Origin of the sequence: Endozoicomonas acroporae (assembly GCF_002864045.1) — a bacterium.
Taxonomy (GTDB): Bacteria; Pseudomonadota; Gammaproteobacteria; order Pseudomonadales; family Endozoicomonadaceae; genus Endozoicomonas; species Endozoicomonas acroporae.
Genome location: NZ_PJPV01000124.1, coordinates 1 through 13,894, shown reverse-complemented (window position 1 = coordinate 13,894; position 13,894 = coordinate 1). Strand labels below are relative to the sequence as shown.

At 50.5% G+C, this 13,894-nt stretch carries 5 protein-coding genes; all 5 read left to right on the top strand.

The window, feature by feature from the left end:
- Window positions 1-1,566, top strand: a 1,566-nt coding sequence (locus CX664_RS17740) for a DUF1601 domain-containing protein (RefSeq protein ID WP_146000118.1), incomplete at its 5' end; no start/stop codon positions are given.
- Window positions 1,567-1,617: 51 nt separating this feature from the next.
- A complete protein-coding gene (locus CX664_RS17735) occupies window positions 1,618-4,239 on the top strand; it encodes an RAP domain-containing protein (protein ID WP_101748019.1) in 2,622 nt (873 codons plus the stop codon).
- 233 nt (window positions 4,240-4,472) lie between these two features.
- Entirely contained in the window at window positions 4,473-7,748 is a 3,276-nt protein-coding gene (locus CX664_RS17725) for an RAP domain-containing protein (protein WP_101748017.1), read from the top strand.
- Between the two features lie 140 nt (window positions 7,749-7,888).
- Complete coding sequence (locus tag CX664_RS17720; RefSeq protein WP_101748016.1) at window positions 7,889-11,302, top strand: RAP domain-containing protein; 3,414 nt, start codon at window positions 7,889-7,891, stop codon at window positions 11,300-11,302.
- Window positions 11,303-11,540: 238 nt separating this feature from the next.
- Window positions 11,541-13,894: DUF1601 domain-containing protein (locus tag CX664_RS17715; protein ID WP_146000117.1), on the top strand; the 2,354-nt coding region annotated here is incomplete at its 3' end.

The window sequence follows — 13,894 nt, the reverse complement described above, 5'->3', positions numbered from 1 at the left end:
GTCGTGGCCGCTCTGTTGCCCCACGTGAACGCACAGAAGAGCAACTTTAAACCACAGGGCATCGCCAACCTGCTGTGGGTCATGGCGAAACTGTTGGACATCGGGCAGGAGCAGACAGCAAATCTCAAAGAAGCCGTGGACGCCCTGTTGTCTCAGGTGAACGCACAGAAAACAAACTTTAAACCACAGGGCATCGCCAACCTGCTGTGGGCCATGGCGAAACTGGTGGACAACGGGCAGGAGCAGACACCAAATCTCAAAGAAGCCGTGGACGCCCTGTTGCCCCAGGTGAACGCACAGAAAGCTAACTTTAAACCACAAGGTATCGCCAACCTGCTGTGGGCCATGGCGAAACTGGTGGACCACGGGCTGGAGCAGACACCGGGACTCAAACAGGCCGTGGCCGCGCTGTTGCCCTTCGTGAACACACAGAAATCCCAATTTAATTCCCAGGATACCGTCAACCTGCTGTGGACCATGGCGAAACTGGTGGACAACGAGCAGGAGCAGACAGCAGAACTCAACGAAGCCGTGGCCGCGCTGTTACCCCACGTGAGTGCTCAGAAACACCAGTTTATTCCACAGGAAATCGCTAACCTGCTGTGGGCCATGGCGAAACTGGGTGACAACGGGCAAGAACAGGCACCAGAGCTCAACCGGGCTGTGACCGTGCTGTTGCCCCAGGTGAACGCACAGAAAGCTAATTTTAAACCACAGGAAATCACTAACCTGCTGTGGGCCATGGCGAAACTGGGTGAGCTCGTTGAGCTGAACGCAGTTACCTCTACGTTCGAATCGCTGGTCGACAAAATCAGTGAAAACCCGCAGCTCTCTCAGCAAGGTATATTGATATCTCTCTGGGGAGTCATGGTATGCTGTGCCAGGCTGTTTATGGTCTCCAATGCCAATAAAAATAACGTGCTTGAAAAGCACATAGTTGACCTGTTCACTCGTCTGGAAAAGACATCCCCTGACAATGAAGAGGAACAAACCATCATTGCCATGGCTGCAAGTTGGCTTGGGAGAGCGTCCCCGGTCGCCCCCCATTACGAGACTCTCATATCAAAACATCAATCCCACTTTCGCGATCAGCTCCAATCATGCATTCCATCTTTGCAGATTGAAGAAGAAAAGAGCCTGAACTCATTACCGCCGGTTGACCTGATACTGCCAGATCACAACATGGTGATTGAAATTCAGGGAAAGTTTCATTACGTGAGTGGTGATTTCAAAACCAGGAATGGGTCGACTCTGCTGAAAATCGCACTGTTGCGAAAAGCAGGATTTGAGGTCATTGAAATCCCGGTTAACCAGCTTTGGAACCCGGATTTAATTATTGATCAAATAAAGAGCAGGGTGGCCATCCCACCACAGGGCCATGGCAGTGCATCAGTTAAAATCGGGTGCGTAGATGAGACAAACGTTACCGCCGACAAAGAGTGTCAATCCTCAGATCCACGTTACTTAGCCGCCGGGGAACATTTAGAAAAGCAAACAGACAAACCAAAAAATAGAAAAAAGAAAAGGAAAAAAACTCATAAACATTTCAGCAAAATGAACTTCTGAACAGAACCGCAGTCTGCTTTTTATATTGTCATGAATTAATGAAATATAATTATGCATAGAACCTCTGCTGATATCAGTGGTCAATACGCAAGATCAGGTAGTGATGACAACCAACCGGATAACCATACCGCTTCTGCAAGGCGTGGACGATACAGAGAGTGTACAGTCAGACAGTGGGATAATCCCCCCCGCCAGGGGCGTAATGAATTTTACCATTCTCCTGGCGCACGCTCTCCTCAAAATCTACTGAGCCGTTCGGTAAACCTTGCTCAAGATTTTAATTCCCTCATAAAAAAAGAAACAATCAATACTCTGATGAATAAATCGAATCGTTTCGGTCCTGAATATGATGGGAGATATCACGGTCATTATGCCAGTTCAATTAAAAAATACACGTTAGCTGCTAAAAGACCGTTAAATCGAATAGAACAAAGCCAGCTGATGCGTTTGCTGCAAAATTTTTCTGCAACGCGGAGCTGGAATTGGCGAAGTCTGACGACAACATTTCATTCATTTACTTCAGCGGGTGTTTTTACCCCTCATAACCCCATGGATGAGCGTGTTACACGTACACAAGCTGCCTTATTGTCAACGCTACTTGATGCAATAATATTTAACTGCAACCAAAAAACTGCAGCGAGGAATATTGATCCCCAGGGCATAGCCAATCTGCTGTGGGCCATGGCAAAACAGGTGGACAACGGGCACGAGCGGACACCAGGGCTTAAAGAGGCCGTGGCTGCGCTGTTGCCCCAGGTGAATGCACAGAAAGCTGACTTTAAACCACAGGAAATCGCCAACCTGCTGTGGGCCATAGCGAAACTGGTGGACAATGGACAGGAGCAAACACCAGAGTTCAACGTGGCTGTGGCATCGCTGTTGCCTCTCGTGAACGCACAGAAAGACCAATTTATTCCTCAGCATATCGCCAACCTGCTGTGGGCCATGGCGAAACTGGTAGACAACGGGCTGCAGCAGACACCTGGGCTCAAAGGGGCCGTGGCCGTGCTGTTGCCCCTAGTGAGTGCACAGAAAGACCAATTTATTCCTCAGCATATCGCCAACCTGCTGTGGGCCATGGCGAAGCTGGTGGACAACGGGCAGGAGCGGACATCAGTTTTCAAGGGAGCCATGGCCGAGCTGTTGCCCCTTGTGAACGCACAGAAAGGCCAATTTAATGCCCTGGGCATTACCAGCCTGCTTTGGGCTATGGCGAAACTGGTAGACAGCGGGCAGGAGCGAACACCAGAGCTCAACGAGGCCGTGGCTGCGCTATTACCCCTCGTGAACGTACAGAAACACCAATTTAATGCCCAGAGTATCGCCAACCTGCTCTGGGCCATAGCGAAACTGGTGGACAACGGGCAGGAATCGACTCCAGGTTTCAACGAGGCAGTGACCGCGCTGTTGCCTCATGTGAACGCCCGGAAAAGCCAATTTAATGCACAGGATATCGCCAACCTGCTGTGGTCCATGGCGAAACTGGTGGACAACGGGCAGGAGCGGACACCAGAACTCAACGAAGCCGTGACCGTGCTGTTACCCCACGTGAGGGCACACAAAGACCAATTTATTCCTCAGCATATCGCCAACCTGCTGTGGGCCATGGTGAAACTGGTGGACAACGGGCAGCAGCAGACATCAGGGCTCAAAGGGGCCTTGGCCGTGCTATTGCCCCTCGTGAGTGCACAGAAAGACCAATTTATTCCTCAGCATATCGCCAACCTGTTGTGGGCCATGGCGAAACTGGTGGATAACGAGCAGGAGTGGACTCCAGAGTTTAACGAGGTCCTGGCCGCGCTGTTGCCCCAAGTGAACGCACAGAAAGCTGACTTTAACCCACAGGAAATCGCTAACCTGCTGTGGGCCATGGCGAAACTGGGTGAACTCCTTGAGCTGAACGTGGTTATCTCTACGTTCGAATCGCTTGTCTACCGAATCAGCGAACATCCTCAGCTCTCTCAGCAAGACATATTGATGTCTCTCTGGGGGTTAATGGTATGCTGTGCCCGATTGTCTCGGGTTCCCAATGCCAATAAAAATAACGTGCTTGAACAGCAAATGGCTGACCTGTTTACTCGTTTGGAAAATAGATCCTCAGACAATGAAGAGGGTCAACGCATCATTGCCATGGCCGCAAGCTGGCTTGGCAGACCGTGTCTGGTCGCTCCCCGTTACCAGACTACCAGGTCAAAACTTCAATCGGACTTTCGCGATCAGCTCCAATCATGCGTTCCCTCTTTGCAGATTGAAGAAGAAAAGAGTCTGAACGCATTACCTCCGGTTGACCTGCTGCTGCCAGATCACAACCTGGTGATTGAAGTTCAGGGCCCCTCTCATTATGTGGGTGGTGATTTCAACACCAGAAATGGTTCGACTCTGCTGAAAATCGCACTGTTGCAAAAAGCAGGATTTGAGGTCATTGAAATTCCGGTTAACAGGCTTTTGAATCAGGAGTTAATGAAACCATATATTGATCAAATAAAGACCAGGGCAAACATGCTGCCACAGGAGCATGGCTCTGTATCACTTAAAAGAAGGTGGGCAGATCAGGCATACATTACTGCTGATAAAGGCAGGCAACCCTCAGATCATGGTTACTTCACTGGCAAAGAACCTTCAGAAGCGCAAACCGGCAAACCAGCAAAAAGGAAGAGAAAAAACAGCCAGTAATTTCCGCCCTTTGATCATGACTCAAGAACCATTTGCACATTCCCGGGAAAGAATGCCTGCGTTGAACACCTGTTGCCCATGCGTCCTGCCCCGGATGATTTGAAAATAACGGAGACACCAGGAGTCAACGTGTATTCCCAAACACCTGGTTTTACAGACATTTCAGCAAAATGAACTTCTGAACAGAGCAGCAGTCTGCTTTTTATATTGTCATGAATTAATGAAATATAATTATGCATAGAACCTCTGCTGGCATCAGTGGTAGATACGCAAGATCAGATAATAATTACAACCAACCGGATAACCATGCCGCTTATTCAGAGCGTGGACAATATAGACATGCCACCGTCAGAAAGAGAGATAATATCCCCCGCACTACTCCGGAGCGTAATGAATTTTACCACTCTTCTGCCCCATACTTTGCCCAAAACCTGCCGTGCCGTTCAATAAACCCTGCTCAAGATTTCAATGCCCTCGTCAAACAGGAAGTAATGGATGACCTGGTGAGTAAATCTGATCGTTTCGGTTATCGTTATGATGGAAAAAATCACAGTCAATATGCCAATTCAATTAAGAGATACACGTTAGCTTCGCAAAGCCCCTTAACCCGAGCGGAACAAAGCCAGCTGATGATTTTTTTGCAAGATTATACCGCCACACGGCGTTGGAGTTGGCGAAGCCTGACAACAACACTTCATTCATTTACTTCAGCGGGTGTTTTTACCCCTCATAAACCCGTGGATGTTCGTGTCAGGCACACTCAGGGCACCTTATTGTCAACGCTGCTTGATGCAATAGTATTCAAGTGCAACCGGAAAGCTGCAGCGTGGGAAATTGATGCCCAGGGAATCACCAACCTGCTCTGGGCCATGGCCAAACTGCTAGACAGCGGGCAGGAGCGAACACCAGGGCTCATCAAGGCTATTGCCACGCTGTTGCCCCATGTGAACGCACAAAAAGATCAATTTAATGCTCAGGGGATCACCAACCTGCTGTGGGCCATGGCGAAACTGGTGGTCAACGGGCAGGAGCGGACTCCGGGGATCAATGAGGCCGTGGCTACGCTGTTGCCACATGTCAACCTACAGATAGCGAACTTTAAACCACAGGGAATCGCCAACCTGCTGTGGGCTATAACCAAACTGGTTGAACACGGACAGGAGCGAACACCAGAGCTCAACAAAGCCCTGGCTGCGTTGTTGCCCCAGGTAAACGCACAGAAAACTGACTTTAAACCACGGGAAATTGCCAACCTGCTGTGGGCCATGGCGAAACTGGTGGACAATGGGCAAGAGCCGACACCAGAGCTTAAAGCAGCTGTGGCCGCGCTGTTGCCCTGTGTGAACGCACAGAAAGGCCTATTTAATGCGCAGGATATCGCCAACCTTGTCTGGGCCATGGCGAAACTGATGGACAACGGGCTGGAGCAGACAACAGATCTCAGCGAAGCCGTAGCGGCGCTATTGCCCCTCGTGAACGCACAGAAAACCAACTTTAAACCACAGGGTATCGTCAACCTGCTGTGGGCCATGGCAAAACTGGTGGACAACGGGCTGGAGCAGACCACCGATCTCAGCGAGACCATAGCCGTGCTATTGCCCCACGTGAATGCACAGAAGGACCAATTTAATTCTCAGGGTATCGCCAACCTGCTGTGGGCCATGGCAAAACTGGTGGACAACGGGCTGGATCAGACAGCAGAACTCAAAGAGGCCGTGGCCACGTTGCTGCTTCGCGTGAATGCACAGAAAGAACAATTTATTCCTCAGCAAATCGCCAGCCTGCTGTGGGCCATCGCGAAACTGGTGGACAACAGGCAGGAATGGACACCAGAGCTCAACGAGGCTGTGGCCACGCTGTTGCCCCATGTAAACGGACAAAAAGACCAGTTTATGGCCCAGCATATCACCAACCTGATGTGGGCCATGGCAAAACTGGTGGACAACGGGCTGGAGCAGACAGCAGAACTCAAAGAGGGCGTAGCCGCGCTATTGCCCAACGTGAAGGCAAAGAAAGCTGATTTTGAACCACAGGGTCTCGCCAACCTGCTGTGGGCCACGGTAAAACTGGTGGACCACGGGCAGGACAGGACTCCAGATCTCAACGGGGCTCTGGCCGCGCTGTTGCCTCACGTGATGGCACAGAAAGCTCAATTTAAACCAAAGGAAATCGCCAACCTGCTGTGGGCCATGGCGAAGCTGTTGGATAACAAACAGGAGCGAACACCAGGACTCGAAAAGACCGTGGCCGCGCTGTTGCCTTATGTGAACGCTCAGAAAAGCCAATTTAATGCACAGGATATCGCCAACCTGCTGTGGGCCATGGCAAAACTGGTGGACAACGGACATGATCGGACACCGGGGCTCAACGAGTCCGTGGCTGCACTGTTGATTCACGTGAACCCACAGGAAAAACAATTTATTCCCAAGCATATCGCCAGCCTGCTGTGGGCCATGGCGAAACTGGTGGACAACGGGCTGGAGCAAACATCAGAGCTCTACGAGGCTGTGGCCGTGCTGTTGCCCCTGGTAAACGCACAGAAAGACCAATTAATTCCCCAGCATATCACCAACCTTCTGTGGGCCATGGCGAAACTGGTGGACAACGGGCTGGAGCGAACACCGGAGTTTAACCAGGCTGTGGCCGTGCTGTTGCCTCATGTGAAAACGCAGAAAGGCCAATTTAATGCTCTGGGTATTACCAACCTGCTCTGGGCCATGGCAAAACTGGTGGACACCAAACAGGCCCAGACACCAGAGTTCAAGGAGGCCGTGGCTGCGCTGTTACCCCACGTGAACGAACTGAAGGACCAATTTAATCCTCAGAGTATCGCCAACCTGCTGTGGGCCATAGCAAAACTGGGTGAACTCATTGAGCTGAACGAGTTTACCGCCACGTTCGAATCGCTTGTCTACCGAATCCGTGAAACTCCCCGGCTCTCTCAGCAAACCATATTGATGTCTCTCTGGGGCGTCATGGTATGCTGCGCCAGGTTGTCTCTGGTCGCCACTGCCAATAAAAATGATGTGCTTGAAAAACTCATGGATGACCTCTTTACTCGGCTGGGAAATACATCCCCCGACAATGAAGAGGATCAATCCATCATGGCTATGGCCGCAAGCTGGCTTGGCAGAACGTGTCCGGTCATCCCCCATTACCAGACAACCATGTCAATACCTCAAGCCAATTTCCGTGATCAACTCCAATCATGCATTCCCTCTTTAAAGATTGAAGAAGAAAAGTGTCTGAACTTATTGCCTCCGGTTGACCTGCTACTGCCAGATCACAACATGGTGATTGAAATTCAGGGACCATCTCATTACGCAAGTGCTGATTTCAAAACCAGGAATGGTTCGACTCTGCTGAAAATCGCATTGCTGAAAAAATCAGGATTTGAAGTCATTGAAATCCCGGCCAACATGCTTCGGAATCAGGATTCAATGAAATTATATATTGACCGAGTAAAGATCAGGGCAGGCATCCCGCCACAGGGTCATTCTGTACCATGATTTGGCAATAACGAATGGGTGGCATCAGGAGTAGATGAGTATCCCCAACCGTGTGTTTTTATAGATATTACAGCAAAATGAACTTCTGAACAGAACAGCAGTCTGCTTTTTATATTTTCATGAATTAATGAAATATAACTATGCATAGAAGCTCTGCTGGTATCGGTGGTCAATACGCAGGATCCGGTAATAATTACCACCAACCGGATGGCCATGCCGCTTATTCAACGCGTGGACAATTTAGAAATACCACCGTCAGAAAGAGGGATAACATCCCCCGCACTACTCCGGGACGTAATGAATTTTACCACTCTTCTGCCCCATACTTTTCCCAAAACCTGCCGTGCCGTTCAGTAAACGCTGCTCAAGATTTCAATGCCCTCGTCAAACAGGAAGTAATGGATGATCTGATGAGTAAATCTGATCGTTTCGGTCATCGCTATGATGGGAAAAATCACAGTCAATATGCCAATTCAATTAAGAGATACACGTTAGCTTCTCAAAGCCCCTTAACCCGAGCGGAACAAAGCCAGCTGATGATTTTTTTGCAAAATTATACAGCCACACGGCGTTGGAGTTGGCGAAGCCTGACAACAACACTTCACTCATTTACTTCAGCGGGTGTTTTTACCCCTCATAAACCCGTGGATGAGTGTGTCAGGCAAACTCAGGTTGCCTTATTATCAATGCTACTTGATGCAATAACATTCAAGTGCAGCCGAAAAGCTGCTGCATGGGATATTGATGCCCAGGGAATCACCAACCTGCTGTGGGCCATGGCGAAACTGGTTGAACACGGGCAGGAGCGAACACCAGGGTTCAACGAGGCTATGGCTGCGCTGTTGCCCCACGTGAACGCACAAAAAGATCAATTTAATGCTCTGGGGATCGCCAACATGCTGTGGGCCATGGCAAAACTGGCGGTCAACGGGCAGGAGCGGACACCGGGGCTCAACGAGGCCGTGGCTGCGCTGTTGCCACATGTGAACATACAGAAAGCGAACTTTAAACCACAGGGAATCGCCAACCTGCTGTGGGCCATAACCAAACTGGTTGAATATGGGCAGGAGCGAACACCAGAGCTCGACCAGGCCGTGGCCGCGTTGTTGCCCCGGGTAAACGCACTTAAAACTGACTTTAAACCAAGGGACATTGCCAACCTGCTGTGGACCATGGCGAAACTGGTGGACAACAGGCAGGAGCGAACACCAGAGCTCAAAGAAGCCGTGGCCGCGCTGTTGCCCTGTGTGAACACACAGAAAGGCCAATTTAATGCCCAGGATATCACCAACCTGCTCTGGGCCATGGCAAAACTGGTGGACAACGGGCAAGAGCAAACACCAGTGCTCAAAGAGGCCCTGGTTGCATTACTGCCCCGGGTGAACGTACAGAAAGCTAACTTTAACACACAGGAAATCGTCAGCCTGCTGTGGGCCATGGCGAAACTGGTGGACAACGGGCTGGAGTGGACAACAGATCTCAGCGAGGCCGTAGCAGCGCTATTGCCCCACGTGAACGCACAGAAAACTAACTTTAAACCACAGGGTATCGCCAACCTGCTGTGGGCCGTGGCAAAACTGGTGGACAACGGGCAGGAGCTGACAGCAAGGCTCAACGAAGTCGTGACCGCGTTGCTGCCCCGCGTGAATGCAAAGAAAGAACAATTTATTCCTCAGCAAATCGCCATCCTGCTGTGGGCCATGGCGAAACTGGTGGACAACAGGCATGAGCGGACATCAGAGCTCAACGAGGCTGTGGCCGCGCTGTTGCCCCGGATAAAAGCACAGAAAGATCAGTTTATTGCTCAGCATATCACCAACCTGATATGGGCCATGGCAAAACTGGTGGACAACGGGCTGGAGCAGACAGTAGAACTCAAAGAGGCCGAGGCCGCTTTATTGCCCAACGTGAAGACACAGAAAGCTGATTTCAAACCACAGGGTATCACCAACCTGCTGTGGGCCATCGCGAAACTGGTGGACAACGGGCAGGACAGGACACCAGAGAGCAACGGGGCTCTGGCCGTGTTGTTGCCTCACGTGATGGCACAGAAAGCTGAATTTAAACCAAAGGAAATCGCCAACCTGCTGTGGGCCATGGCGAAACTGTTGGATAACAAACAGGAGCGAACACCAGGACTCGAAAAGACCGTGGCCGCGCTGTTGCCTTATGTGAACGCTCAGAAAAGCCAATTTAATGCACAGGGTATCGCCAACCTGCTGTGGGCCATGGCAAAACTGGTGGACAACGGACAGGAGTCGACACCAGAGCTCAACGAAGCCGTGGCTGCACTGTTGATTCACGTGAACTCACAGAAAAAACAATTTACTCCTCAACATATCGCCAACCTGCTGTGGGCCATCGCGAAACTGGTGGACAACGGGCAGGAGCAGACACCAGAACTCAACGAGGCCGTGGCCGCGCTGTTGCCACACATGAACGCCCAGAAAGCTAACTTTAAGCCACAGGAAATCACCAACCTGCTGTGGGCCATGGCGAAACTGGTGGACAAAGGGCAGGAACAGGCACCACAGCTCAAAGAGGCCGTGGCCTTGCTGTTGCCCAGCGTGAACGCGCAGAAAGACCAATTTAGTGCTCAGGGTATCACCAATCTGCTCTGGTCCATGGCAAAACTGGTAGACAGCAAGCAGGGCCAGACACCAGAGTTCAACGAGCCCGTGGCTGCGCTGTTGCCTTACGTGACCGCGCAGAAGGACCAATTTAATCTTCAGGGTATCGCCAACCTGCTGTGGGCCATGGCAAAACTGGGTGAACTCATTGAGCTGAACGAGTTTACCGCCACGTGCGAATCGCTTGTCTACCGAATCCGTGAACCCCCCCGGCTCTCTCAGAAAGCCATATTCATGTCTCTCTGGGGCGTCATGGTATGCTGTGCCAGGTTGTCTCTGGTCGCCACTGCCAATAAAAACCATGTACTTGAAAAACACATGGATGACCTGTTTACGCGCCTGGGAAATACATCCCCTGACAATGAAGATGATCAATCCATCATTGCCATGGCCGCAAGTTGGCTGGGCAGAACGTGTCCGATCATCCCCCATTACCAGACAAGCATTTCAAAACCTCAATCCAATTTCCGTGATCAACTCCAATCATGCATTCCCTCTTTAAAGATTGAAGAAGAAAAGTGTCTGAACTCATTGCCTCCGGTTGACCTGCTACTGCCAGATCACAATATGGTTATTGAAATTCAGGGACCATCTCATTACACAAGTGCTGATTTCAAAACCAGGAAGGGTTCGACTCTGCTGAAAATCGCACTGCTGAAAAAATCAGGATTTGAAGTCATTGAAATCCCGGCCAACATGCTTTGGAATCAGGATTCAATAAAATCATATATTGATCAAATAAAGACCAGGGCAGGCATCCCGCCACAGGATCATTCTGTATCACTTAACAGAGATGAGGCATACGTTACTACCGATAAAAGACGGGAAGAGCACAGTTACTTAACCGCCAAAGAACCTTCAGAAGAACAAACAGGTAAACCAAAAAGGAGAAAAAGGAAAAAAAGGACGAGAAAAAACCAGTAAGCTCCTCCCTTCCATCATGATTCAAGAACCGTTTTCACATTCCAGGAAATAAGTGCCAGCGTTGAACACCTGTTGCCCACGCAGCTCGCCCAGGATGATTTGAAAATAACGGATTGATGGCATCAGGGGTAGATGAGTATCCCCAACCGTTTGGTGTTATCGACATTTCAGCAAAATGAACTTCTGATCAGAACAGCAGTCTACTTTTTATATTTTCATGAAATAATGAAATATAATTATGCATAGAAGCTCTGCTGGTATCGGTGATCAATACGCAGGATCAGGTAATAATTACAACCAACCGGATGACCATGCCGCTTATTCAAGGCGTGGGCGATACAGACATGTCACAGTCAGAAAGAGGGATAATATCCCCCGCACTACTCCGGAACGTAATGAATTTTACCACTCTTCTGGCCCATACTTTTCCCAAAATCTACCGTGCCGTTCAATAAACCCTGCTCAAGATTTCAATGCCCTCGTCAAACAGGAAATAATGGATGATCTGATGAGTAAATCGGAACGTTTCGGTCATCACTATGATGGGAAAAATCACAGTCAATATGCCAATTCAATTAAGAGATACACGTTAGCTTCGCAAAACCCCTTAACCCGAGCGGAACAAAGCCAGCTGATGATTTTTTTGCGAGATTATACAGCCACACGGCGTTGGAGTTGGCGAAGCCTGACAACAACACTTCATTCATTTACTTCAGCGGGTGTTTTTACCCCTCATAAACCCGTGGATGAGCGGGTCAGGCGTACTCAGGGTGCCTTATTGTCAACGCTGCTTGATGCAATAGTATTCAAGTGCAACCGAAAAGCTGCAGCATGGGAAATTGATGCCCAGGGAATCACCAACCTGCTGTGGGCCATGGCGAAACTGGTGGACAACGGGCAAGAGTTGACACCTGCGTTCAACGAGGCAGTGGCTGCACTTTTGCTCCACGTGAACGTACAGAAAGACCAATTTAATGCCCGGGATATCGCCAACCTGCTGTGGGCCATGGCGAAACTGGTGGTCAACGGGCAGGAGCGGACACCAGGGCTCAACGATGCCGTGGCCTTGCTGTTGCCACATGTGAATATACAGAAAGCTAACTTTAAACCACAGGGAATCACCAACTTGCTGTGGGCCATAACAAAACTGGTTGAACACGGGCAGGAGCGAACACCAGAGCTCAACAAGGCCGTGGCCGCGTTGTTGCCCCAGGTAAACGCACAGAAAACTGACTTTAAACCAAGGGAAATTGCCAACCTGCTGTGGACCATGGCGAAACTGATGGACAACAGGCAGGAGCGAACACCACAGCTCAAAGAAACCGTGGCCGTGCTGTTGCCCCATGTGAACGCGCAGAAAGGCCAATTTAATGCCCAGGATATCACCAACCTGCTCTGGGCCATGGCAAAACTGGTGGACAACGGGCAGGAGCAAACACCAGAGTTCAAAGAGGCTCTGGTTACATTGTTGCCCCAGGTGAACGTACAGAAAGCCAAACTTAACCCGCAGGAAATCGCCAACCTGCTATGGGCCATGACGAAACTGGTGGACAACGGGCTGGAGCAGACAACAGATCTCAGTGAGACCGTAGCCTTGCTATTGCCCCACGTGAACGCACAGAAAGCTAACTTTAAACCACAGGATATCGCCAACCTGCTGTGGACCATGGCAAAACTGGTGGACAACGGGCTGGAGCAGACAACAAGGCTCAACGGAGTCCTGACCGCGTTGCTGCCCCGCGTGAACGAACAGAAAGAGCAATTTATTCCTCAGCAAATCGCCAGCCTGCTGTGGGCCATAGCAAAACTAATGGACAACAGGCAATGGACACCAGAGCTCAACGAGGCTGTGGCCGCGCTGTTGCCCCGGATAAACGCACAGAAAGACAAGTTTATTGCTCAGCATATCACCAACCTGATGTGGGCCATGGCAAAACTGGTGGACAACGGGCTGGAGCAGACAGCAGACCTCAAAGAGGCCGTGGCCGCGCTATTGCCCAACGTGAAGGCACAGAAAGCTGATTTTAAACCACAGGGTATCGCCAACCTGCTGTGGGCCATGGCAAAACTGGTGGACAATGGGCAGGACAGGACACCAGAGTTCAACGGGGCTCTGGCCGTGCTGTTGCCCCTCGTGATTGCACAGGAATCTGAATTTAAACCAAAGGAAATCAACAACTTGCTGGGGGCCATGGCGAAACTGGTGGACAACAAACAGAACAGAGCAACAGGACTCGAAAAGACCGTGGCCGCGCTGTTGCCTCATGTGAACGCACAGAAAAGCCAATTTAATGCGCGGGAGATCGCCAATCTGCTGTGGGCCTTGGCAAAACTGGTGGACAACGGACAGGACCAGACACCACAGCTCAACGAGGCCGTGGCTGCACTGTTGATTCTCGTGAACCCACAGAAAAAACAATTTATTCCTCAGCATATCGCCAACCTGCTGTGGGCCATGGCGAAACTGGTGGACAACGGGCTGGAGCGAACACCAGAGTTTAATGAGGCTGTGGCCGTGCTGTTGCCCCTGGTAAACGCACAGAAAGACCAATTTATTCCCCAGCATATCGCCAACCTGCTGTGGGCCATGGC

Coding starts and splice junctions, on each gene's coding strand:
- CX664_RS17720 (WP_101748016.1), top strand. CDS start 7,889: ATGCATAGAAGCTCTGCTGGTATCGGTGGTCAATACGCAGGATCCGGT.
- CX664_RS17725 (WP_101748017.1), top strand. CDS start 4,473: ATGCATAGAACCTCTGCTGGCATCAGTGGTAGATACGCAAGATCAGAT.
- CX664_RS17735 (WP_101748019.1), top strand. CDS start 1,618: ATGCATAGAACCTCTGCTGATATCAGTGGTCAATACGCAAGATCAGGT.